Origin of the sequence: Paenibacillus hunanensis (genome assembly GCF_034055775.1) — a bacterium.
GTDB classification, from domain to species: Bacteria; Bacillota; Bacilli; order Paenibacillales; family Paenibacillaceae; genus Saccharibacillus; species Saccharibacillus hunanensis.
In genome coordinates this window covers 5,106,781-5,132,132 of sequence record NZ_CP139194.1, presented here as the reverse complement: position 1 = coordinate 5,132,132, position 25,352 = coordinate 5,106,781, and the positions used below count along the sequence as shown (strand labels likewise).

Sequence of the window (25,352 nt, the reverse complement as noted above, 5' to 3'; positions counted from 1 at the left end):
AAGCATCAGCATGATACATGATGAACATGCATGTGGTAAATAACACCATACAGACTAAGCAGGAGCAAAAGGCAGGAGGCGGTAAGATGACGATGGAGCAAGCAGATCAAGGGCATCGACAAGGAGAAGGCATGTCGTTTATTCCCGAAGTGCTGGAGGGAGCGGTATGGTATTTTACACCAACGTTCGGTCGGGATGTGTCGATTTTGGAGCCGATGGCATGGGAAGAGCTGATGTGCCGCCGTGTTGGGCAAGGTCATCCACCTGTGATTCATATGTGGACACATGAGGATGCGATGACGATCGGATTGCGTGATCGACGTTTGAGCGGCGCGGTCGAGGCGATGGAGCAGTTTCGTCAGGAAGGAACCTCGGTGGCAGTGCGTGCATCCGGTGGAGCGGCTGTACCGCTAAAGCCGGGGATTTTGAATCTATCGATCATGCTACCGAATCCGAAGCAACGGATTAATATCCATGACGATTTTCGTTTTATGGCGGAATGGATCAGCCGGGCGGTGCATCCGTGGAGTGTGCAGGTGCATACAGGTGAGGTGGATGGAGCCTTTTGTCCGGGCGATTATGATATTAGTATCGATGGTCGTAAATTTTGTGGGATTGCGCAGCGCCGTCAGGCAAAGGCGTATATGATCACCGCCTTTGTGATTGTCGAAGGCAATGGAGAAGAGCTGGCTGCACAGATTAAGCGATTTTATGATCTGGCAACCGGGCCACAGGATGCGGATAAAAATTATCCGATTGTGCGTCCAGGTACGATGGGCGGTCTGAATGAGCTGGTTGGCGTGCCATCGGTGGCTGATTATATGCTGGAGCTGCAAAAGCTGCTGAATGGCGGCAAGCCTGCACCGCTTCATTCGATCCATGGCGTAATCGATGAGCAGGACATCCAGCAAATGATGCAGGAATTACGTAGTCGTTATGATGATTAATGGACCTGTAGAGCGGAATGTATTCGGAAAATAAAGCACTGCCGTGCTGGAGCATGGGATGTAAAAGGGGGCGCCAGCACGGAATCGAACACCAGTATATTACAGATTAGAGGGATAGCTATGCAATATCGTAAGGTGAAAATTTTGGGAACAGGCAAATACATGCCATCGATGGCGGTAACCGATGAGGAGGTCGATCGTCGTCTTGGTGTGAAGCCCGGCTGGGCTGCCAAAGCAGGTGGCGTAGGTACGCGTTATTATGTGAGCGAAGGCGAGACGGCATCGTCGATGGGCGCTGCGGCGGCACGTATGGCATTAGAAGCGGCAGGGCTTGAATTTACCGATATCGACTGTCTTGTATGTACAAGCGGAACGAAGGAGCAGCCGCTACCAAGCACCGCTTCCTTTATTCAGCAGGCGCTTGGTGCGCAGGATTCAGGCGTGCCTGTATTTGATATGGATGCGACCTGTCTGAGTTTTCTCGTGGGACTGGACACGATGTCGTATATGATCACGGCTGGACGCTATCGGTATATTTTGCTTGTCGCTACAGAGGTGGCTTCTGCTGGACTGGATTGGAGTCACAAAGAGAGTGCGATCTTATTTGGAGATGGAGCAGCGGCTGTTGTGATTGGACCTGCTGAACCGGATGAAGCATCAGCTATTATACATACTTCTCTTCACACGTACAGTCGTGGAGCCAGATATTCCGAGATTCCGGGTGGCGGAACACGCTTCCCACCAGAACGACCACAGCCATCGGAGCGTTCGTTTACGTTCCAGATGGATGGTACAGGTATTTTCAAAATGGCATCGCGGTTGTTGCCTGATTTTATGGATGAGTTATTAAGCGGAGCGAATACGTCGATGAAGGATTTCCAGCTCGTTATTCCGCATCAGGGGAGCGCAATGGCGATGCGTGTATTGCGGCGAAAGCTAGGGATTGCTGAGCAGCAGTTTATGAATATTACGCCTAATCATGGCAATACGATTGCAGCATCGATCCCGATGGGCTTGCATGAAGCGATTGTGCAAAAACGGATTCAACGTGGCGATCGTCTGCTATTGATCGGTACAGCGGCGGGGCTGACACTGGGAGGCATGGTGCTTGATTACTGATCAGCAAACGCTGCGTATTCTGATCACCGGCGGTCGTGCACCTGTAGCGCTGGAATGGTGCCGACTGCTGCATGCTGCCGGGCATGAGGTGTATGTGGCGGAGAGCTTCCCGCAGCCGCTCTGTCGGTATTCCAATACGGTGCGACGCTGCTATAGCGTACCTGCGCCAAGGCAGCAGACGGTTGCTTTTCTATCGGAATTGGAGCGAATTGTGTGTCAGGAGCAAATTGATCTACTGCTACCGACCTGTGAGGAGATTTTTCATATTGCTGGTGGGCTGGAGAGCTTATCGAAGCATGTACGGGTCATCTCACCAATGCTTACTCAGCTGCATCGTCTGCACCACAAAGGAGCTTTTATTGAGCTGGTACGTGCAGCCGGACTGCTATTGCCGGATACGGTATTGCTGGAGAATGAACAGCAATGGCGGCAGACGCAGCTGCAAGCCTGGCAGGACGGAAGACCGATTGTGTTAAAGCCGGCGTATTCGCGATTTGCCTCGCAGGTGTGGTTACCACCGGAATCATATACTGGAGGGACGAGGAAAGCAGAGCTTACAAAAGGCGCTGAGCGAGAGCTTGAGAAAGGAAGTCTTTCAGAGTTACGAGTAAAACAAGAAGCAGAACAAGGACTCAAACTGGAATTAAAACCAGAAGCACGACACAGATTCGGATTGAAAACAGAGCTAGGATCAGAAACTGGAATAGAAGTAGAAACAGAAACAGGGAGAAAATCAGGAACAAAGCGAGAAATAAACCCAAAAATAAACCCAAAAATAAACCCAAAAATAAACCCAGAAGTAAAGCGAATCCATACTTCTTCTACTGCTTCGCCCAGCTTGAATGCATCGAATTCAGGCAGATGGAACTCTTATCATGCTCCTCCACCTGCTACGCTGTCTAAGCAGCAGCCGTGGATTGCTCAGCAGTTTATCGCAGGTGAGCAGATATGCACCTACAGCATTGTGCATGAAGGTACTGTGGTAGCACATGCGACATATCGATGTCGGTATCGCAATAGTCGTGCTGGAGCGAGTGTGCATTTTGAAGCATTGGAGCGTCCAGATACGCTGGAATGGGTGCAGACGTTGATGAGCCGCTGGAATGAGCTGGACAATGAGCAACAGGATGATGAAGATGTTATGCGTAGTTCTGACGCGTTACGGCGACTCCATCGTTTTAACGGACAGCTCAGCTTTGATCTAATCGAACAGCAGTACACAGGCAAGCTCTATCCGCTGGAATGCAATCCGCGCGCAACCAGCGGTGTACATTTGTTCCGTCCGGAGGATGGATTGGAGCAGGCATTATTGCATCCTGCTGAATTGGTGGCAAACGGTACGATCATTCAACCACAGCCGGGTAGACGCGTTATGCTCACACTGCCTATGCTTGTGAGCGGACTGGGCAGACGCTGGAGCAGACAGCAGTGGAGGCAATGGCGAGAGTCACTTCGTAGTGCAGAGGATGCGATATATCGCCATTATGATCGTATGCCTGCGTATGGACAGCTACGTCTACTGTGGGCGGCATGGCGAATCAGTCGCCGCGAACGGATATCGATCGTCGAGGCGTTAACACACGATATCGAATGGAATGGGATCGATGCAGGATCGGAAAGGAGTTAGATATGAAAAAGGCACTTGTGACTGGAGCGACAGGCTTTCTCGGTGGGCATCTGGCACGGCATCTACATCGTCTGGGCTGGGACGTAACCGCAACCGGACGAAATGAACAGGCTGGACGACAGCTGATGGCAGAAGGGATACGATTTGTTGCGGCTGATCTGCGTGATCGGGAGCTCATACTGGGTGCTTGTTGTGGTCAGGAGTTCGTATTTCATTGTGGTGCATTGTCTTCACCCTGGGGACGGTATCGTGACTTCTACGATAGCAATGTAGAGGGCACGAAGTATGTAGCGGAGGGTTGTAAGCGTGAGGATGTAGAGCGCCTTGTCCATGTATCGACCCCAAGCGTTTATTTTGACTATAAGCCACGTTATCGGATCAAGGAAAGCGATCCATTGCCTGCGCGTGCTGCTAATCACTATGCGGCAACCAAACGGATCGCAGAGCAATGGCTGGAGCAGCGCTGGCAAGAGGAGCAGTTGCCTGTCATTATGCTGCGTCCGCGTGCGATCTTTGGGCCAGAGGAGCAGGCGCTATTGCCGAGATTGCTACGCGCGAGTGAACAATCCGGTGTACCGCTGTTAAACGGCGGTGAGGCGGAGATTGATCTGACCTGTGTGGACAATCTGCTACAGGCGATGCTGTTATGCTGCGATTCTTCTGCATCCACGCTGGGGCAAACGTATAACATTTCCAATGGAGAGGCACTACCGTTTCGCGAGCTGGTGCGTGAGTTGTTCGAGCTATTGGATCTGCCGCTGCGAACCAGACAGATTCCTTATCGTGCTGCTTATGGGGTGGCGACGATGCTGGAAGCTGCGTATCGCTTATTACCGCTACAAGGGGAGCCTACGCTAACCCGTTATACAGTTAGCTCGATCGCGGTTCCTCACACGCTGGATATTAGCAAAGCACAGCATGAGCTGGGCTATACGCCAACGGTGACTGTGAAGCAGGGCTTGCGTCAGTTTGCCGAGTGGTGGAAAGCAGAACAAAACAATAGATAGACGAACGATGAAATACATAATCGATAGGGGGAGAATAAGATGCAAAGTCGTATGCCGGTATCGCTATGGATCGGCGCAGCAGGATATTGTACACATCCTGAATTTTTGACGATTCGCGGTGGGAGCTTGCGACCGGTCGCGTTTCCGGCGGGCTTTGCCTGTATTCGCCATCCGCAGCTTGGACCGATTTTGTTTGATACAGGGTATAGTCGTCGCTTTTTTGCGGAAACGGCCTCGTTGCCCGAGTCGTTATATCGCTATACGACACCTGTGGTGTATACCGAGCAGGATCATGCTGTGCAGCAGCTCGAACAAGCTGGAGTACGCGCGGACGAGATTCGGTATGTGATTTTGTCTCATTTTCATGGGGATCATATTGCGGCTGTACGGGATTTTCCGCAGGCGCAGTTTATTTATTTGCAGGAGGCGTATGATGCGGTGCGAGGGCTGAGATCGATTCGTGCGGTGAAGGCAGGCTTTTTGCGTGGACTATTGCCTGAAGATTTTGAAAAGCGGTCGTTGCCTTTTACTCGTCAGGATTGGAATGTGAGGTACGAGCCGGGGAGCTGGAGTCGAGCGATGACGGAGCGACAGGAGAATCGCTATCTGCCTGATGGTGATGCTTCAAGTGGGGCAACGCTAATGGGTGATTCGGATAGTCGTAATCGCCAAGAGAATCAAGAGCACCTGAAGAAGCATGAGCATGATGCTTCAAGTGAACAAGCACTGATGAATGATTCACGTGGTTATGGTCTTCAAGAGCACCAAGAGCACCAAGAGCACCAAGAGCACCAGGCTGCTTGCTACGATCTGTTCGGAGATGGAAGTGTGCTGGCATTGGAGCTGTCAGGACATGCGGAAGGGATGATCGGGCTACTGGTGGTGGCGGGGGAGCAGGAGTACCTATTATGTGCAGATACGGTCTGGTCGAGCCGAGCGTTTATGGAGGATCGTAAGCCGCATCCAGCAGCGAATCTGATCATGTCGAACAGGCAGCAATATGCGACCAATATGCAGCGGTTACGCGTCTGGCATCTGCGTCATCCGCAGCTACGAATTGTACCGAGTCATTGCCGGGAGGCACTGGACGCATGGGGAGGAGAATGGCACGGATGACCAATACATTGCGCATTTTGTATCACTATTTACGAACACGAGGACGAGCACAGCGCTGGTCGAATCGAGCAACATTGGAGCGCTGGCAGGAGCGTCAGGTGCTACGCCATGTAAAATGGGTGCGTCGTCACGCTGCCTTTTATCGTCAGTGGTGGGAAGGGCGAGCAGACGCGGATTGGCGTCAATTTCCGATGATTGATAAAGGCGTCATGATGGAGCAATTTGATGAATTGAATACGGTGGGGCTATCTCGCACACAGGCGCAGGATGTTGCGCTGGAGGCGGAACGGACGAGGGACTTTGAGCCACAGCTACATGGGGTGACGATTGGGCTGTCCTCGGGTACGTCGGGTAATCGAGGGCTATTTCTGGTCAGTCCGCAGGAGCAGGACGCGTGGACAGGGACCGTACTGGCAAAGCTGCTACCAGGCGGCTTGCGTGAGTCACACCGGATTGCTTTTTTCCTGCGTGCGAATAGCAATTTGTACGAATCGGTGCGTAAGGGAAAGCTGGAATTTCGTTATTTTGATCTGACGGTACCGATGGAGCAGCATCTTACGGTATTGGAGCAGGAGCGTCCAGATATCTGGGTAGCGCCAGCCTCCTTGTTACGCTTACTTGCGGATGCTGCCCATGCAGGCAAATTAACGGTGAAGCCGTGGCGCATTATCTCAGTTGCTGAGGTGCTCGATCCGCTGGATCGCCAGCGTATTGAGGATGCCTTTCAGCAGCGTGTGCATCAGGTGTATCAGTGCACAGAGGGCTTTCTTGGAGCGACCTGTGAGCATGGGACACTGCATCTAAATGAGGATATCGTGCATATTGATCGGGAATATATCGATGAGGATAAGCGGCGGTTTGTACCGATTATTACGGATTTTTCACGCCGGGCGCAGCCAATTATACGCTATCGACTTAATGATATTTTGACGCTGGCAGAGCAGCCATGTGCTTGTGGTTCACCGTTTACGGCTGTGGAGCGCATTGAAGGGCGCTGTGATGATATTTTATATATTCGTCAGCTGGATGAAGATGAGCAGGACTGGCAGGAGGAGCATGAACAGCAGGAGCTGGATCGTCCGCTCGTGCCGTTGTTCCCTGATCTGGTTACGCGTGCAGTAATCTCCGCTTCACCGGAGATTGAGCATTATCAGGTGATCCAGCATGATAGCGATCGGCTAGAAATTCTGTATCGTCTGAGCGGAGAGGAATCCCGTGCGGCAGTGGAAGCGCAGATTCGCGAACGCCTCAAGCAGCTATGTGCGGGGCTTCACGGAGCGTTGCCAGCGATTCGATTTGGCGAGTATGCGTTCGAGCCAGGGCCGGTGAAGCTTAGACGCGTAGAAAGGAGATGGAAGCCAGATGGCGACCGTGGTCTGGTATAGCTCCGAAAATATACACCAGCTCGTATGGCCGGAGGATGCGTACGGCAGCTATGCCAGACGATATCTGCTCCCGATGCTACAGGAGGGTGTGCATCCTTATGTAGCCAATGTGCAAACGGAGCTGTTGGTGCTTACTGTAGACGGCATTCCGTTGCCGATCACGGTTAACGAAGCGGAGTATACGAATTCGTATGTGTGCTCACCTTACACGCATTATGTATCGTATGCGGAGGAGGAGCTGGCGATGCTCCAGCGTCCACGCTTGGAAAAGGCATTAGCCCTGCTGTTACGCGGTATCGGCTGGTGCTTGCGGCGGATTCATTTTAACCGGGTGGTACAAATCAATAACTGGCTCGTCTCCACCAATCTGTATCCGCATCTAACAGCGGAGCAGGTAGAGGCAGTGCAGCAGGCGGTACAGCTTCGTTATCCGAAGCATGTGGTGATCTGGCGTTCGCTGAACGAGGTGACGACTCCGATCGTACAATCGACCCTGAAGCAGCTTCATTGTCGGCTTATTCCGAGTCGGCAAATCTATCTATTCGATCATCAGACCGGTGTGAACTCACGTACGCGCTGGGTGATCAAGCGCGATCGCCGTCTGATCGATTCGGGGCAATACGAAGTAGTAGAGCCCGATGCAATCAAGGAACAGGATATTCCTCGTATTGCCGAGCTGTATCGGATGCTGTACATCGATAAATATTCGGCATACAATCCGCAATTTACCGAGCCATTCTTCCGGTTGGCGCTCCGTGAGCGGTTGCTGCACATCTACGGCTTGCGCAAAGATGGACGCATGGATGCGGTGCTTGGCTTTTTTGGACGTGATGCCGTGATGACCACGCCGTTATTCGGCTATGATACGACACTTCCGGCAGAAACAGGGCTGTATCGTATGCTATCGATCCTGCTGATTGATCTATCTGAAAAGCGTGGACAGCTACTACACGAAAGCTCCGGTGTCGGTCAATTCAAGCGTAATCGCGGTGCCTACGGTGTACTAGAAGTCTCTGCTGTGTATGATCGCAGTGGCTCAGTCGCCATTCGCAGCGGCTGGTGGCTGCTGGAGCAGCTATTGTACCGTATCGGTGTACCGCTCATTCAAAAGCTAAAGCTGTAATACTGCTAATATCGATTGTCGTCTTTTACAGGATATGTGCAGTATCATAGTAGATCACATATCCCTCTACATATGAAATTAGTAAAGATAGCACGGAAAGGAGACGCTCGCATGGCAAAAGCAAATAGAACGCTGCATTCTTCCTCACCACAGCAAGCTACTGCTGGGCAGGGGCATTCCGATAAGCGCGTGGCACTCATTACCGGTAGCTCCAGCGGATTCGGGCTACTCATTGCGCTCGTGCTCGCCAGACAGGGCTGGCAGGTGATTGCAACGATGCGTGATCTATCCCGCCGCGAGCAATTGGAGCAGCAGGCGATACAGGAAGGGCTACAAGCGCAGATCGCTTATGTACGCTTGGATGTGAACGAGGATCACTCGATTGCACAGGCGATTGCTGGTATCGTCCAGCAGTATGGACGGCTGGATGTGCTGATTAATAATGCAGGCTATGCGGCAGGTGGCTTTATTGAGCATGTGCCGATGGAAGCATGGCGTTCTCAGCTGGAGACGAATGTGTTTGGCATGATTGCGGTCACGCGTGCGGTGCTGCCGATCATGCGCCAGCAGCGTAGCGGTATGATCATTAATATGAGCAGCATTAGCGGCATCGCTGCCTTTCCAGGCTATGCACCCTATGCGACCTCAAAATTCGCCGTTGAGGGCTTTAGCGAAAGCCTGCGGCAGGAGATGGCGCGCTATGGTGTGCATATCGTACTGGTGGAGCCGGGTGCTTATCGAACAGCGATCTGGAATAAGGGCTTATCGGCGATTCATACAACCGAGGATTCGCCGTATAAAGATCATCTGGAAGCCGTGCTAGCCTACTCGCGTCATAGCTCACAGCATGCGCCTGATCCACAGCAGGTGGCACAGCTGATCGGGCGACTGGTGAACAAGCGTCGTCCTCGTCTTCGCTATGCCGTAGGGCAAGGGACAGGCATACTTGTATGGGCAAAACGCATCCTTCCGTGGGGGCTGCTAGAGGGTATCATTGATCGGGTGCTTCGTTAACATTCGTTGCAAGATAGCCGACTTGCTTCCTTAGTGTAGCTCCAAAATATTACATGCTCTGTACAGGTTTACGTGATTAGCTTGTCGTTCGCAGGGTTAATACTAGATGGGACAGGTTGGTAGCGCAGGCTACTCCGCCCGAATATCTGTCTAGAACAACTTCTGTAGACAAAGGTGAGGACAACATGAACAACACATACAAGAGCAAAAATTTTGTCGTATGCAGCAAGTGTGGACATGAGATTGAGAATGTATTGGAGCATGTGAAGTACGTACTACATGGTCACTGTCAGCATTGTGCCGAAGCACCGGAGCAGATGAGCCCTGTGCATATGGAATTGAAGCGTTCTTCCTGAAAGGGCTATCATTCAGCTAACGAGGGAACGACACGAGTCTTCGATCCGTTGGATGAATGAACAGCATTGGACGAATAGGCGCACCTACAACAAATTCGAACTTGATTACATTCTAAATATAACGCACTTGTACATCGTACAAAAACATACATGATATCGCGTAGGTACATCTGTAATGTCGTATATGACTGTATTACAGCGCTGGGCTTGGCTGCATCGTATCTATGTTCAAATGGTATCGATCTAAACGAAATATCTCTAACGAGCAAAAAACGTCTCTTTCCATCGTGGAAGGAGGCGTTTTTTGCTTGTACTGGAAATGGAGGAGAGCAGGAATGACCAGATCATACGGAAGCTGTATGAAAAGCGGATAGGACAGCTATGGATACCTTATAGCTGGTCGAGTCTACATATAAAGCCAAAGGATAAGCAAAACGCTAATATAGCTAGGCGTGTAGATGAATACAGCCAACACGTATTCATACAAATATAGCCGTAGCCTGCATATGAGCAATATATTATATACAACGACTCTCATCTTATCTAAGCAGGAGAAAGATTAGAAAGTGTAAATAAACGATGCAGTGTACAATAATTGTAGATCGGCTACAGCTATCCATCGTAAATAAACCAATCGCCCCTTCCCGTTACAGCACCAGACGCTCAAGGGAAGGGGCGATCTTATGATATTGCATGAGTATAGCTAACTTGGAAAATGATCTTACCGATCGGTTATTGTGTTCATTTCTGTCCGGTACCTGTGGCGCTTGGCTCAGTGCCATTCGTAGAGGTAGTGGAAGTCTTAGAAGAATTAGTAGTGCCAGAACTACCAGAACTACCAGAACTACCAGAACTACCAGAACTACCTTTATCACTACTTGTACTACTATGCGTACCCTGACTACTGCTATTGTTCGTATCCAGATCAGGATCTGGATTCTTCACACCATTCTTGTCGATGCTAGCACCGTTGTTCTGCTTTCCAGCCTCGGACGCAGGGATTGGCGTGGAGTTGGTAGTCGAGCCTGCATCGGTATCCCCGTTCGTATCACCAAGCATCGGTTCATTTTTCACATCTTCCGAAGCAGCCAGATTAATCTTGCTAAGGAAGTTGGATACGTTACGCAGGTATTCACGCGGATGCTCGCGGAATTCCAGCTCATGGTGTGCGCCTGGAATAACCCATAGCTCTGAATTCGGATTCGTCTGGTTGGCAGCGAGCAGCTCGGCGATCTGGTAAGGTGCCTTGCTATCCTGCGTACCATGGATAAAGAAGATCGGGAACGGATAATCCTTTTTCTTTACCTGTGGATAAGGAATCTGATTCAAGCTCGTTCCATTTACGATCGGAAGTAGCATTTCCATAATATCAATCGTTGGATGCTGTGGCAGATCGAGCTGCTGACGGATGTTGTAGTATAGCGTATCCGGCTCCAGCAAGAATGTACTGTCCAGAATCATCGCATCCACCTGATCGGTGAGCAGCCCAGCCTGTAACGCTGTACCTGCACCCATCGAGAAGCCCCAGACGACCAGCTCCTTGGCACCGCGCTGTTTGGCGAGATCGATCGCTCCGAGTAGCTGCTGGGCTTCCTTTTTACCGCCGGTAGCGACTTCTTTATTCGTTTTAGAGGCAAAGCCATAATCGAACATAATCACGTTAAAATTAAGCCTGTGTGCAAAATGAGCCAGATCGTACATCGGAATCCACGTTTCCTCCCGATTGGCACCATAGCCGTGGCTGAAAATAATCGTTTTATTCGACTTCGTTTCCGCTGGAATATACCAGCCCTGCATCATCCGACTACCATCCCGAGCGGGAAAGGAAATGTCCTCGTACGGCATGTTTTTCGCTTGCATCGGATTAGAGTATACATTGGCGACTGTCGGATAGGACAGCACCCAGGCGATATACGCGTGCAACGCCACAAAACAAAACAGAAAGAAAAATACGATAGACAATAAAAAAGCTACAATAATATGCTTGAAGCGCAATTGCCGCGTCAGCATAATGGGCGTTTCGTCCGGCTGGGAAGACGGGGTCCTGTTGTTACGTTCAGCAGTGGTAGACATAGGAATAAGGCCCCTCCTGAAAATGAAAAAATTTGGTAAATACATGGAGTACACGGCAATATTCAGCAAGGGAACAAGCCGTTTTCATAATAAATCATTGTATCACTGACCTGAGTCGGTATCCAGCGTCAAGCGCAAACCTTACATACATTATCGGTCTATTTTGCTTTACGTTTACACATAGCTTCGATATAATTTATGTAACCAGGTTTCATTCCGTGAAACTAGATTCACAAGCAATCGCAGCATAGAACGGCTGCCCCTATAGAAGCAGCCAGTGGAGGCGAATGATAATGGAAGATCGCAAGTTAACGGTGCGCGCCGTGGAGCGTGCGCTTGATATACTACTTTGTTTTACCCGGTCTGGCGATTTGGGACTCACCGAGATCGCATCGGAGATTGGACTGCACAAAAGCACCGTGCATCGCCTGCTCGCCACATTAGAGGAAAAGGGCTTCGTTGTGCGGAATAGCGCAACCGATAAATACCGCCTCGGTATTAAAATTTGGGAGCTGTCTACCCATCTATCTCAGAGTGACGATCCAGCAACGATGCTACTGCCAGATATGGAACAATTGCGCGACCGTCTCGGCGAAACGATCAGTTTGTACATCCGCGATGGTGCGGAGCGTCTGCGTATTCAAGCCGTGCAGAGCAATCAGGCGATTCGACGTGTTGCTCCAGTCGGCGCCCGTCTGCCATTGACGGTAGGTGCATCCAGCAAGGTGCTGGTCGCCTTCTCCAGCGAGCAGGAGCGTGAGCATATCCTCGGTATGTCCGAATGGCCGCCCAATGTCGATCCAGATATGTATCGTCAGCAACTGGATGAGGTGCATCAGAGTGGATATTCGACAAGTTATGAGGAACGTGAGCCGGGTGCGGCGGCGGTAGCTGTGCCGATCTTTGATAGTGCAGGTCAGCTACGTGCATCGCTGTCGTTATCGGGGCCTGTGAGCCGATTGTCGATGGATAAGCTGCATGAGTATGCGCCGATTCTGATTGAGGTGGCGCATGATATGGGGATTAAGCTACGGTAGATGTGGCATTAGAGTTAGATGCGAAATGAGAAGTAGCACTGTTAAAAGGTATAAATGCCGATCCACTTCATTTACAAAATTGTGTACATGATTATGAGCGAATCGTCTCGTTCTAACAGAAAAGCATATCGTATTGTAAGCAAAATCGTATAAAGCAAGTAATCGACATGATAAAAGCAGTCTGAATGATTCGGAGATAGTACATCCCGTATCGCTGGGGCTGCTTTTTTATTGTGCTGTTTGAGGTGGAACAGCATGTTTTTACGTAAATTGATTACAGCCATTATGATCACTAACTAGAGTAAAAGTGTCTCTTAAATGAATGTATAGCAAATAAATCTAGAGTATAAAATATCTCTTTGAAATGCAGATCGATTCAATCGCATACTTGAGAACAGAGAACAGAGAACAGAGAACAGAGAACAGAGAACAGAGAACAGAGAACAGAGAACAGAGAACAGAGAACAGAGAACAGAAAGTCTAAATTAAAAATGGAATAAAAAGGTTTTAAAGCAACATTATCCTTATTATATGTGTTCAATATATACATACATATACAACTAGAAAGTCGAACTACTTATAAGATACAAACTCACAGAATGTACAGATGCCCAATCCAAGGAGGTTATCATGAAACGAATCGCTCATACCCTACTTGTATTATTAACGTGTACGGGAATTCTATTCACCATATCAGGGCTTACAGCCAAATCGGCATATGCGTGTAGCTGTGCGGTGGAGTCTTCCTTCTCAGATAAGCTAAAGCGTGCAGAAGCTGTATTTTCTGGTAAAGTCATCGCGATTCGTCCAGCGATGATATCGTCCGAATGGAATGCAAAGCAGGTGACGCTGGATGTGCAGCAAGGATGGTCGGAAGGCGTACATCAACGTATGTCAGTAGAGACAAGTGGAGAATCAGCAGCTTGCGGTTATACATTCGAAAAGGGAAGCAGTTATATTGTGTATGCATATGATAACGAGGGCGGCGCACTTGCAACCAGTGCATGCTCAGGCAATTATAAGCTAAGTAGTCCAGACGGTGCAGCGGAGCTTAAACGGTTGAGTACGGTAGCAAGTATTCCATTATTGGCTGGGAGTAATATATGGTTAAATGGATACCGACTATATGTGGGTATCCTTGTATCTGCTGTAGTGATCATCTGGGCTTCGCTCTGGATATCGCGCCATCGTCGCCGTCACCGCGAAATGAAATAAGCAAAGCTCGTATGTATTTAACTCTTGTGTATTCAATAAGTAAGGCACAAGATCGATCCATATATAAACCAAAACAGCCTGCTAACTCCATCAGGAGTAGCAGGCTGTTTTTTTTGATCATCATGCTGTTCTACTAGCAATACGATTGCGTTGTATAAGCATGTGAGGCTATTACATCATTAGCGAAAACGAATTAAACCGTTTCACCCTTGTTCGTGTTCTGGATCATCTGACGCAGAACGGTTTGCAGGATACCACCGTTATGGTAGTAGTCTACGTCTACCGCGCTGTCCAGACGAACGGTTGCAGGGAATTCGAATGTTGTGCCGTCTTCGCGCTTCGCTGTAACGTTCAGGGTTTGACCTGGTGTTACATCATTGCTCAGACCTACGATATCGAATACTTCTGTACCGTTCAGACCCAGCTGTTTCCAGCTATAGCCTTCCTGGAATTGCAGTGGCAGTACGCCCATACCGACCAGGTTACTACGGTGGATACGCTCAAAGCTTTCAGCGATAACGGCTTTCACGCCGAGCAGGAACGTACCTTTTGCTGCCCAGTCACGGGAGCTACCTGTACCGTACTCTTTACCAGCGATAACGACCAGATTCTGGCCTTCTGCCTGGTAACGCATGGATGCATCGTAGATGGACATCACTTCGTCGGTTGGCAGATATTTCGTTACGCCGCCCTCAGTGCCAGGAGCCACCTGGTTACGGATACGGATGTTGGCAAATGTACCGCGCATCATAACTTCGTGGTTACCACGACGGGAGCCGTAGGAGTTGAAGTCTTTGCGCTCAACATTGCGCTCCTTCAGGTATTGACCCGCTGGTGAAGATGGGGAAATGTTACCTGCTGGCGAGATATGGTCAGTTGTTACGGAATCGCCCATCAGTGCGAGTACGCGTGCATGACGGATATCCTCGATATCATTCAGGCTGTCGCCCAGGTTCTGGAAGAACGGTGGGTTCTGAATGTACGTGGATTTCTCATCCCACTCGTACAGCTCGCCCTGTGGTACAGGGATTTCGTTCCAACGCTTGTTCGCTGTAAATACATTTTCATAGCGGCTGCGGAACATTTCCGGATTGATCGACAGTGCGATCGCATCGCGGATTTCTTTCGCAGTTGGCCAGATATCTTTCAGGTAAACGGGCTCGCCCTGCTGGTCGTGACCGATTGGGTCGTTCGTCAGATCGATGTCTACCGTTCCTGCCAGTGCGTAGGCAACAACGAGTGGCGGAGAAGCCAGGTAGTTCATTTTCACCTGAGCGTGTACGCGACCTTCAAAGTTACGGTTACCAGACAGTACAGAAGCAACAGTCATGTCGTTGTCTGCAATCGCCTGACTCACTTCGTCTGGCAATGGACCGGAGTTACCGATACATGTTGCACAGCCGTAGCCTGCGAGGTAGAAGCCGAGCTGCTCCAGGTAGGTATCTACGCCTGCTTTTTGCAGATACTCGGTAACAACGAGGGAACCTGGTGTCAGACTTGTTTTCACATAGCCTGGAACACTCAGTCCGCGCTCAACGGCTTTTTTCGCGAGCAGACCTGCACCCAGCATAACGCTCGGGTTCGAGGTGTTCGTGCAGCTTGTGATTGCGGCGATAACAACAGCGCCTGCGCTCATTTCGCTCTTCTTGCCGTTTGGATGCTGAACTGGAACCTTCTCAGCGATCTTCGCATCGGACAGACCGTAGCCACCGGATTCAACTGGTGTACGGATTGCGGAGTTGTAGCTTGTTTTCATGTTGGTCAGCTCGATGCGATCCTGTGGACGCTTCGGACCTGCAAGACTCGGTACAACCGAAGCCAGATCCAGCTCGATCACATCTGTGAAGGTCGGATCAGGTGTTTCGGAAGTACGGAACATGTTTTGCGCTTTGTAGTACGCTTCAACGAGTTCAACCTGCTCGTCGGAACGACCGGTGTTGCGCATGTAGAACAGTGTTTCTTCGTCAACCGGGAAGAAACCAATCGTTGCACCGTACTCAGGAGCCATATTCGCTACTGTTGCACGGTCAGCCAGACTAATATTAGCAAGGCCCGGACCATAGAACTCTACGAATTTACCAACTACGCCTTTTTTACGCAGCATTTCGGTAACGGTCAGTGCAAGGTCAGTTGCGGTTGCTCCTTCGCTCAGGCTACCTGTCAGCTTGAAGCCGATAACCTCAGGCATAACGAAGTACAGCGGTTGTCCCAGCATACCTGCTTCTGCCTCGATACCACCAACACCCCAGCCAACAACGCCAAGACCATTGATCATGGTCGTGTGGGAGTCTGTACCTACGAGGGAATCAGGGAAGACCTGTGTTTCGCCATCAACGGTTTTGGTAGCCGCTACAGAAGCGAGGTACTCCAGGTTAACCTGGTGCACGATACCAGTCGAAGGTGGCACAGCGCGGAAGTTATCGAATGCCGTTTGCGCCCAGCGCAGGAAACGGTAACGCTCTTCATTACGCTCAAATTCAACGTTCACATTATATTCAAGTGCATCAGGAGTACCGAATGCATCTACCATAACAGAGTGGTCGATAACGAGGTCAACCGGTACGAGCGGGTTGATTTGCTTTGGATCGCCGCCCTGGCTTTTCACGTAATCGCGCATAGCGGCAAGGTCTACTACGACCGGTACGCCAGTAAAATCCTGCAATACGATACGTGCAGGGATAAATGGAATTTCTTTCTCTTCGCGGCCTTCAGCCCATCCCGCGAGTTGCTTTACATGCTCCTCGGTAATCGCACGACCGTCGAATTGACGAACGGCTGCTTCAAGCAGCACGCGAATCGAGAATGGCAGCTTGTCAATGCTGGTAAAGCCTTTTTCTTTCAGCGCTTCAAGGCTGAAATAGCGGTAACTCTTGTCTTTCACTTTCAGTTCACGGCCAACGGAAAATGAATCTTTAACGGACATAGATGAACCTCCTTGAATGAAATACGGCTTACAAATTACAGCAAAAGATGGAAGTGGTGAAAAAGATTCAATCTGACAGAAACAATCGTGTATATACAGAATGAGTGTTTCACAGAATGAAACTTGATTTCAAAATTGATCACTACTATTAAGTATACCGTTTACATGGAAGATCGTAAAGGTCTTTTTGGGGAGAATTTGGGAATATGTAGAATATAAAAATGTATAACAACAAAACAGGTTCTCCTTTGTCAGCAACCTGTTTTGTTTTAAAGATTTATAGTTTTGTGAAAGAAGTTGAACTGGTAAATTCGAAAGAGAATTTCAATGATGTACGTCATCAATTCGCAGAAATATGTATACGTGTAATCTAAGCTACATATGAAAGGTCGGATAATCAAATTAACACTAGAAGCTGCATAACGTATATCGTTTGCTATTGCAGTCGAATTAGAACCACTAGCATCAAAGTGAATATCATAAACTTACGATCATTTCTATTTATAACGGGGTACACCTGCCGCCCACAACTCACTGAGCGTTTGGAGCGGATAAGGATCGCTACCCGTGCGACGCTTTTCTTTTTCAGGATCGATCCATTGCCCGTGTTGGATCGATAAAAGAAGCCGCCTAATCAGCTCATAGCCAGTATTATGCCCTACCAGCTCGTAGCGATCCCAGCAATCTGGCGCATTGTTCTGAATATCGCGCACCTGAATCGGGTTGGTGAGGATCCCCTGATCACCAAGCAAAGGGTCGATGTGAACAAGATTGTAGATACGAGCTACGTCTGCAATGCTGGAGCGCTGCATCCACTGCTCAGGATCTTCGCTAATAAATAATTCTGGTAGCTGAATGTGTAGATTAGGAGCATAGGTAGCAGTTATTTTGCGTTCAGCGCAGGTTTTGATAAAGTCCTTCAAAACACAGCATACGCCAAGCGGCTCGGTCTGAATGAGATCCAGCTGTTCGTCTGTAAAATCGCCAATGTTAGATTGAATATTAAAAAAAGCAACATACGGCTTATGTAGAAGCTGTGCGAGAATGTACAAATCGTTCTTTAATTGAATAGAGTAGAGATCATGTTCTTTCCAAACGAGTCGTTTGAGCATAGTGTCTCCTTTCGGATCGTGTTCTAACAGCAGTTAAATGATAGATAAAATCGTAGCGTATCGGTCGATCTTAAGCGATGGGTGCAGTAGGTCCATAACGTTCATGAAGATTGAAGCAGAATATATTCTTTTACTTCATCTATACCTTATATACCTTAATAAATGATCTCCCTTATAAATCCTGTCAGAGCTATTCGCAGGATATCTGAGATGTATAGGTATTCTGAGCTGTTAATTTAGGTGAATAACCAAACTTTTTTTGCAGCCATCCTTCGGAACATTTATACTGAATAAAGGCCATCACACAGCCTGCCTGTTCGTTTGCCGCGTATGGCTATTGTATCGTAAAAAAAACGGATTTTGGCATGCGGACAGCAACGACGACTGTACCTTTTGACCTTACTTTCAGATGACAATTCCAAATATGAACAACAATTAACGGGGGTTCCGACATGACAGCAGCAAAATTGACCGTAGGATTGATCTACGGCGGCAAATCCGGTGAGCACGAGGTATCATTACAAACAGCATTTTCGGTAATGAATGCACTCGATTATGGCAAATATAACGCAGTACCGGTATATATCGATAAGCAGGGACGCTGGAATATGGGAGAGACGCATACTTCGGCACCAGCAAGCCTGGAAGCATTGCAATTGAACGGCGGCGAATCCGCTACAGCCGAGGCGATGAGCGTACTATGGCGCAAGCTGAGTGGTCAGGAAAGTCTGATCGACGTATTGTTCCCATTACTGCATGGTACATATGGAGAAGACGGTACAATTCAGGGCTTGTTTGAAATGATGGATATGCCTTACGTGGGCGCGGGTGTACTCGCATCCTCCGCAGGTATGGACAAAGCGATTATGAAAAGTCTATTTGCTCAGGCAGGCTTGCCACAATGTAAATATGAAACGTTCATCGCGGCTGAATATGAAGCGAATGCACATGATATTCTCGGCGCGATTGAGCACAATCTTGGTTTCCCATGCTTCGTAAAACCAGCCAATCTCGGCTCCAGTGTAGGCATCAGCAAAGCAAAAGACCGCGCCGAGCTGGAACGCGCGATCCAATATGCCCTGCGCTTTGACCTGAAAGTCGTAGTTGAAGAAGCCGTAGACGCGCATGAGGTAGAAGTCGGCGTACTCGGTAACGAGCTGCCGCTTGCTTCCGTACCTGGCGAGATCGTATCCTCCAGCGACTACTACGATTACGATGCCAAATACATCGACGGTAATTCCCGCATGATCATCCCAGCCGAGATCGACAGCGAGCTGGCAGAAAACCTGCGCGAGCTCGCCCTGCGTGCCTTCAAAGCGATCGATGGTAACGGTCTATGCCGCGCCGACTTCTTCGTCCGCCGCAGCGACCGCGCAATCATGATCAACGAAGTCAACACCATGCCAGGCTTCACCGCATACAGCATGTACCCACTCCTGTGGCGCGAAACCGGCAAATCCTACCCAGAACTACTCGACCAGCTCATCCAGCTCGGTCTAGATCGCTACAACAAGCGTCACACCCTGCAATTCAAGCGCGACTAAGCCCTTGTCTGACAGACGGCGCTCGCCATATAGCCCCGTCACACTAATGTGATCGGGGCTATATTTAATTCGCTTTTGAATTTGCGATTGCTAGTAAAGGATCAGCGCTAATATGGTGATAACAGCTTACTTCATTGAAGGTACTCTGCTTGCAGTGAAGTTATTGTAGTTGATGCATTGACTTGAAATGTTCCGAATTATTGCAGGTGAGGTGAGCTTCCTTTTACCCATAGTTAAGCTGTTGGTAGCTAACTTGGACATTCAATATATTAATGAGGCCTTATAATTGCCGTATAGCTGTATAAAGGCAAAATAGGTCACTGAGTTATTATGTCTTCCTAATTCTAGCTGGTTCACATCACAATTGCTTAGGTGTTAGGTGTTAGGTGTTAGGTGTTAGGTGTTAGGTGTTAGGTGTTAGGTGTTAGGTGTTAGGTGTTAGGTGTTAGGTGTTAGGTGTTAGGTGTTAGGTGTTAGGTGTTAGGTGTTAGGTGTTAGGTGTTAGGTGTTAGGTGTTAGGTGTTAGGTGTTAGGTGTTAGGTGTTAGGTGTTAGGTGTTAGGTGTTAGGTGTTGGTTGTTAGGCGCTAGGTGCTGCTGGATAGATGAGCTTGTAAATAAAAATGCACGACCAAGCGACTGTGCAACTTTTAAATGTAAGACTTTAAAGTCTAGAAAACTCACATGCTGATCCAGCACAGAACGGAGGGAAGGAAATAAGGGGAAAGGGCGATTTTGGAGGGGCGGGAATCTACATTCCTTCCTAATCCGTAGATTCCCGCGGCTCCACTGAGCCCGTCCCCTTATTCCTTCCCGCAGTGGTCTTTGCTCAACAAAGCGCAGTGGTCCCTACTCAACAACGCGCAGTGATCTCTGCTCAACAACGCCCCATATCAACCACAACCCATCATCTCAAGCTGCAAACCAGTAAAACCAACCAGCCCACCTGTTATACCCACCCACTAAACGGTTTATGGTTTAATAAGGAAAACCACGAACAATAACCAACTACAACACCACTCCAACCACTTTATCAAGGAGGCAACAATATGGGCTTTCAAACTGAATTCAATTCCGTCTGCAAATTCAAAAGCGAGCAAGAGCTACTGGACATGCTCGAATATGGCAAAGGCAAAATGGTCAAACAAGGCTTCCGCGTATTTCCCACCGGACAAAAGGTCATCGCCTACACTCCGGAAAATACAGCCATCGCCATCGTAAAAATTACCGGCTGCATCGCTGAGATCAACTTTCAAGGTCAAGAGGTGACCGAAGTAGAGATGGAGCTGATTCGTAAGCTAACACCGGAGGAATCACGCGTGCAAACCGAGCTGGCACACGAAATGTTTTTTGGTGAGCAGGAGCAGCTGGACGTATGATCGTCCGCTTTGGTTACGTCGCCATCTCATTACAGCTCAAGGATGCTTCTCCCTCTAAGACGATGACGATGACCAATTTTCGCAAGCTACCTGACCGGGATGCAGCGCTGCGCAGACTAGAAGCGATCGGACGCGCTAATCTGCAAACGACACTGCGCGTGCTCAAGCATAATGTAGCAGAGGATATCCATATGTACCGCATGAGCTCCAAGCTCATTCCGCTGGCTACCCATGCCGAGCTACAGGACTGGGACCCGGTAGCTGTGCTGCAACCGGAGTTTGCCGAGATCGGTGAATATGTACGCAAGCATAATCTACGGGTATCCTTTCACCCGGATCATTTTACTGTCATTAATACGCCCAAGCCTGAGGTGCTGGAAGCCGCTGTACGCGACCTGCGTCACCATGTAAGTATGCTGGAGGCGATGGGACTGGACGCGAGATCGAAAAATAACATTCATGTCGGCGGTGCCTATGGCGATAAGCCGACCTCAGGTGATCGATTTGTAGAGCAATTTGCTACACTGGATGATGATATTCGCTGCCGCATTACACTTGAAAATGACGACAAGACGTTTACGACACCTGAGACGCTGGATATCGCGCAGCGTGCCGGATTGCCGATGGTGCTCGATATTCACCATCATATGGTGAACTGCGAGGGTGAGCCAGCATCGCTGTACTGGCCGGATATTGCGCGTACGTGGGAATCACCGCTGGCGCGTACAGACGTACCGGAGGGTAGTCATTTGCCACCGAAGATTCATGCGTCTAGCCCACGCAGCGCGACCGATCGCCGCAGTCATGCAGATGGGGTGGAGGCCGGGCCGTTACTCGACTTTTTACGTCAGGCAGCCCGTACGTCCAGTCATCTCGATGTGATGCTGGAGGCGAAGCATAAGGATCTGGCATTGCTGCAATTAATGAACGATTTGCGCGCCCTTGAAGGGGATGGGGTACGCATCATCGACAAAGCCAGTATCGAAGTGTTACCTTAAAGACAGACGATATGTCTAAACTGATGCAGGCAAGGCGAGTCATTCCAAATGGATACGCTCAGCGGTCTGTGTCCATACTTAATGAATATTCACATGCAAGCTTGAAAACCAGATCGCAGCAGAAGCTGTCGGTCTAATATACCCAGGGGGATTGAACATGGAAGATAACCAAAAGCAGCCCTATGTTGTCAGCAGTAAAAGTCGTGTCGCTGTAGCGATCAATGCAGCATCCAAAACAGGCGAATGGATCAAGAGTAAGCTAGGCAGCTATCGTCAGCTCGATACGAAGACCTCCTCACAGGATCTCGTAACCGAAGTGGATAAAGGCGCAGAGCAGATGATTCGCAAGCTGGTGCAGACGTATTGCCCAGGCGATGCCTTTCTTGGTGAAGAAAGCGCTGGTGTCGGTGCAGAAGCCTCGATTCGTGCAGTCGAAGCGGTGAAGGATGAGGAATATGTATGGATTGTAGACCCGATTGATGGGACGACGAACTTTGTGCATGGCTTCCCATTTTACTGTGTCTCGATTGCGGTTGCCCATAAGGGTGAGGTGATCGTTGGTGTCGTTTATGATCCAACCCATGATGAGCTATTCGTAGCAGAAAAGGGTAAAGGCGCCTATGTACACGGTAATCTGATGAAGGTTGCAGATCATATGAAGCTGTCTGAATGCCTGGTAGCAACAGGCTTTCCTGCCAACAACAGCGTAGAGCGCAATACGAAGTCGCTGGTGGATCTGCTGCCAAAGGTACGCAGTATTCGGAACGGCGGCTCGGCAGCGCTGCATCTTGCCTATGTGGCAGCAGGTCGCCTTGATGCGTACTGGGAAGTGGGCTTGAACGCATGGGATCTGGCAGCAGGTGCATTGCTCGTTACTGAATCCGGTGGTCGCATCGGTGATATTTCAGGTTCCGATTATGACATTACTGTACGCAATATCGCGGCAACGAATGGACATATCCATGAAGAGCTGCTGCAAGAGCTGCACGCGTCTGGATTGACGGCATTGCCGAAGTAAGAACTGATTTTATACAGGGGCAAACGGGTAAATAAACAGTAGTCAGCCAGTCATCTAACAGTCAACTAAGATTCAGTAGCAGGCGATCCACTGCATGGTCGTACGATGATACAGCTTTATGCGTTACATCGTTATGCGAAGGTGTAGCATCATACGCAGTGCTGGCACAACTGAGATGGCGTTTACACATGTGAAAGCTAATAGCAAAGACTACCAAACCTTACGATGCAGGGGAGTGAGCGTATATGTCATCATCCGACGAACTGGAACGTGAACTGAGTGAGCGTCTGACCGACGGGGAGATGGTGGAGGAGGAACGTGATCGTCGTGAGCGTCGAATGATTCCACCGAAGTATGAGGTGCGCATCCAGATGGAGCATGACCCGATCGTCGAAGAGACGCTACAATACCGCAAAATCGCTCGTGAGCTGGATGATCGTTATGATGATTATTTGAAGCGAGCGCAGCACCCGGAGCAGACGAATCACGAAAACGCCAAAGAATCGGGAGCAAATGAAGGATAATTAGAGCGGAATTGAATCTGTTTGTCTATCCTGAATTCCGATTGATATCCACATCAAAGCCATACGGCTGCCGTAGTCCGCAATCTGGCTACCGCAGCCGTTTTTTAGTTTTTTGTATAGATGTTGACCACCTCAATAGACTAGGCGAACAGCGAAAAAGGAGCGACTTATGAATAAAATAAAGCCTGAGCCCCACCGTAACGATGCTACCCAGTCACCGTCAATGTTTCGTCAGCAACGAACCGTAACCGACCACATCTCGTCTTTAACAGTAATGAAGAATAAAAGAAAGATGTGGCGTCACATGCTCCTTTCCGGTGCTGTGACTGCATTGCTGTTGGGCAGTAGCACTCTTCCAGTCTCTATCGCACATGGAGCAGGTGCTATAAACGGAGCAGCAACGGTCACCGCTGCCAGCACTTCGTCTATACCAAGCTCTACCATCGCCAAAGGTGGCAACCAAGCATATCCTAATATCGTCTTCTTAGGCGATTCGCTGACTGTAGGCTATGAGCCAGATCGCAAGGCGTCCAGCTATGATGGCTTTACCGTTCGTTTGAAGGAGCAGGAGCTATTCCGCGGGCGAGCGACAGTCGATAATGAAGGGATTCTCGGCTTAACGAGCAGTGGTCTGCATAACTATCTGAATGCAATCACCGCAGGCAAGAAGGTCAGCACAAGCGATATTCAGAGCAATCTGCCGGGTGCTGCACGTACGCTGGATGGTGCGAGTGTAGCGAAGCAGATTCGCAGCGCCAACCTGATCACGATTACGATCGGTGGTAATGATTTTCTCAATGCACTCGGCTCACTGACCGCATTGCCACAGGATCTGTCCGGTCTGAATCTGGAGCCAGTTATTAGCGGCTATGAAACGAACCTCAAGGCAATTGTTGATCAGTTGATCGCGCTGAATCCATCGGCAACGATTGTGATCGCTGACCAATACCAACCTGTACCTGCCGTGTCCGGTGCAGGCTTGTATAGCAATCTGAATGCTCTGGCTGCTCAATTCAGTGAGATTGTAAGTCAGACGGCATCCAGCTATAAGGCACAGGGCAAGGATGTTCGCGTCGCCCATATTGCTGAAGCATTCAAAGGTAATGAGCTGAGCATGACACATATTGCCGAGGGTGATATTCATCCGAATGCGAGCGGCTACCAGTCGATTGCAGTTGCTTTTAGCCGTGCAATCTGGGGTGAAAATGGCTACCGTACGCCCCCTACCTCGGTTAATGCTACCGATCGTACCATCGTTTATACGAATGGACGACTGCTGAATAGCTCTACACCACCGCTTGTCCGTAATGGTCGTACCTATGTGGCTTTGCGCGATGTAACTACTGCACTGGGAGCGCGTGTTGTATGGTCGGAGCAGACGAAGCAAGCGACGGTAACGGGAAGCAGCAAGGTCATCATTCCACTTAACGGTAACGCGATTCGGGTAAATGGACAAAATGTTCCGACCGATGCCCCTGCCTTTGTCCAAAAAGGCAAAACCTATGTGCCGCTGGCTATACTCGCAGACGGTCTTGGTTATGATGTGCAATATGTGAAGCGCTGGAAAGCGGTATTTGTGCGTCAGTAATAGCAATCTTGCGCCAGTAATAGTAAGCATAGAATTGTCAGTGTATTCGGTTAGTGGAGATGTAGCGAATGTATCGAGCTGATAGAAGTGTGCGAGCTGTAGTATGGACTATGGACAATAGTACGAGTACTATCACCGCCTGTATTGCACATTTGTTGATACCTTCATCACTGAATTAAAATGGATAAATTGATGTCTCATTCAAACAGCCGAAATGCAGTAGAGTCCCCTCTGCATCTCGGCTATTTG

General features: G+C 49.4%; 19 protein-coding genes and 1 pseudogene. 17 read left to right on the top strand and 3 right to left on the bottom strand.

Features of this window, described 5'->3' with window-relative positions:
- The first annotated feature begins 86 nt into the window (after positions 1-86).
- The 9 genes from SK066_RS20900 to SK066_RS20860 all read left to right on the top strand — a co-directional run bounded on the left by SK066_RS20900 (position 87) and on the right by SK066_RS20860 (position 9,694).
- Complete coding sequence (locus tag SK066_RS20900) at positions 87-947, top strand: lipoate--protein ligase family protein (RefSeq protein WP_320542859.1); 861 nt, start codon at positions 87-89, stop codon at positions 945-947.
- A 120-nt stretch (positions 948-1,067) separates the two neighbouring features.
- Positions 1,068-2,066 carry a beta-ketoacyl-ACP synthase III gene (locus SK066_RS20895; RefSeq protein ID WP_320542858.1) on the top strand — a complete coding sequence of 333 codons (999 nt, stop codon included), beginning with the start codon at positions 1,068-1,070 and terminating at the stop codon, positions 2,064-2,066.
- Positions 2,056-3,693 (top strand): ATP-grasp domain-containing protein, encoded by a 1,638-nt coding sequence (locus tag SK066_RS20890; protein WP_320542857.1) that lies wholly within the window; start codon positions 2,056-2,058, stop codon positions 3,691-3,693. Before SK066_RS20895 ends, SK066_RS20890 begins: the two co-directional genes overlap by 11 nt.
- A gap of 2 nt (positions 3,694-3,695) precedes the next feature.
- A complete protein-coding gene (locus tag SK066_RS20885) occupies positions 3,696-4,700 on the top strand; it encodes an NAD-dependent epimerase/dehydratase family protein (protein WP_320542856.1) in 1,005 nt (334 codons plus the stop codon).
- A gap of 39 nt (positions 4,701-4,739) precedes the next feature.
- A complete protein-coding gene (locus SK066_RS20880) occupies positions 4,740-5,816 on the top strand; it encodes an MBL fold metallo-hydrolase (protein WP_320542855.1) in 1,077 nt (358 codons plus the stop codon).
- The gene (locus SK066_RS20875) at positions 5,813-7,201 is read left to right on the top strand and encodes a F390 synthetase-related protein (protein WP_320542854.1); all 1,389 of its coding nucleotides are present in this window, start codon (positions 5,813-5,815) and stop codon (positions 7,199-7,201) included. The genes SK066_RS20880 and SK066_RS20875 overlap by 4 nt, the downstream gene beginning before the upstream one ends.
- Positions 7,179-8,324 (top strand): GNAT family N-acetyltransferase, encoded by a 1,146-nt coding sequence (locus tag SK066_RS20870; protein ID WP_320542853.1) that lies wholly within the window; start codon positions 7,179-7,181, stop codon positions 8,322-8,324. The genes SK066_RS20875 and SK066_RS20870 overlap by 23 nt, the downstream gene beginning before the upstream one ends.
- A 111-nt stretch (positions 8,325-8,435) precedes the next feature.
- Positions 8,436-9,338 carry an SDR family oxidoreductase gene (locus SK066_RS20865; protein WP_320542852.1) on the top strand — a complete coding sequence of 301 codons (903 nt, stop codon included), beginning with the start codon at positions 8,436-8,438 and terminating at the stop codon, positions 9,336-9,338.
- Between the two features lie 185 nt (positions 9,339-9,523).
- A complete protein-coding gene (locus SK066_RS20860) occupies positions 9,524-9,694 on the top strand; it encodes a hypothetical protein (RefSeq protein WP_188775701.1) in 171 nt (56 codons plus the stop codon).
- A gap of 1,095 nt (positions 9,695-10,789) precedes the next feature.
- Here SK066_RS20860 and SK066_RS20855 read toward each other — a convergent pair.
- Positions 10,790-11,767: pseudogene (locus SK066_RS20855) on the bottom strand (alpha/beta hydrolase); the annotation flags it as partial.
- Between the two features lie 293 nt (positions 11,768-12,060).
- Here SK066_RS20855 and SK066_RS20850 point away from each other — a divergent pair.
- Complete coding sequence (locus tag SK066_RS20850; protein ID WP_188775700.1) at positions 12,061-12,804, top strand: IclR family transcriptional regulator; 744 nt, start codon at positions 12,061-12,063, stop codon at positions 12,802-12,804.
- Positions 12,805-13,434: 630 nt separating this feature from the next.
- Positions 13,435-14,019, top strand: coding sequence for a hypothetical protein (locus SK066_RS20845; RefSeq protein ID WP_320542851.1), 585 nt, complete (start codon positions 13,435-13,437; stop codon positions 14,017-14,019).
- Between the two features lie 193 nt (positions 14,020-14,212).
- On the opposite strand, the gene acnA is transcribed toward SK066_RS20845, so the two are convergent.
- Positions 14,213-16,942, bottom strand: coding sequence for an aconitate hydratase AcnA (gene acnA, locus SK066_RS20840; RefSeq protein WP_320542850.1), 2,730 nt, complete (start codon positions 16,940-16,942; stop codon positions 14,213-14,215).
- Positions 16,943-17,439: 497 nt separating this feature from the next.
- The gene (locus SK066_RS20835) at positions 17,440-18,054 is read right to left on the bottom strand and encodes a hypothetical protein (protein WP_320542849.1); all 615 of its coding nucleotides are present in this window, start codon (positions 18,052-18,054) and stop codon (positions 17,440-17,442) included.
- A 452-nt stretch (positions 18,055-18,506) separates the two neighbouring features.
- Here SK066_RS20835 and SK066_RS20830 point away from each other — a divergent pair, with 452 nt between their 5' ends.
- The 6 genes from SK066_RS20830 (at position 18,507) to SK066_RS20805 (ending at position 25,103) form a co-directional block, all read left to right on the top strand.
- Complete coding sequence (locus SK066_RS20830) at positions 18,507-19,598, top strand: D-alanine--D-alanine ligase (RefSeq protein WP_320542848.1); 1,092 nt, start codon at positions 18,507-18,509, stop codon at positions 19,596-19,598.
- A gap of 1,047 nt (positions 19,599-20,645) precedes the next feature.
- Complete coding sequence (locus SK066_RS20825; protein ID WP_188775694.1) at positions 20,646-20,975, top strand: hypothetical protein; 330 nt, start codon at positions 20,646-20,648, stop codon at positions 20,973-20,975.
- The gene (uvsE, locus tag SK066_RS20820) at positions 20,972-21,973 is read left to right on the top strand and encodes a UV DNA damage repair endonuclease UvsE (protein ID WP_320542847.1); all 1,002 of its coding nucleotides are present in this window, start codon (positions 20,972-20,974) and stop codon (positions 21,971-21,973) included. The genes SK066_RS20825 and uvsE overlap by 4 nt, the downstream gene beginning before the upstream one ends.
- A 157-nt stretch (positions 21,974-22,130) precedes the next feature.
- A complete protein-coding gene (locus SK066_RS20815) occupies positions 22,131-22,991 on the top strand; it encodes an inositol monophosphatase family protein (RefSeq protein ID WP_188775692.1) in 861 nt (286 codons plus the stop codon).
- A gap of 245 nt (positions 22,992-23,236) precedes the next feature.
- The gene (locus SK066_RS20810) at positions 23,237-23,515 is read left to right on the top strand and encodes a hypothetical protein (RefSeq protein WP_320542846.1); all 279 of its coding nucleotides are present in this window, start codon (positions 23,237-23,239) and stop codon (positions 23,513-23,515) included.
- A gap of 169 nt (positions 23,516-23,684) precedes the next feature.
- Entirely contained in the window at positions 23,685-25,103 is a 1,419-nt protein-coding gene (locus SK066_RS20805) for an SGNH/GDSL hydrolase family protein (RefSeq protein WP_320542845.1), read from the top strand.
- The last annotated feature ends 249 nt before the right edge of the window (positions 25,104-25,352 follow it).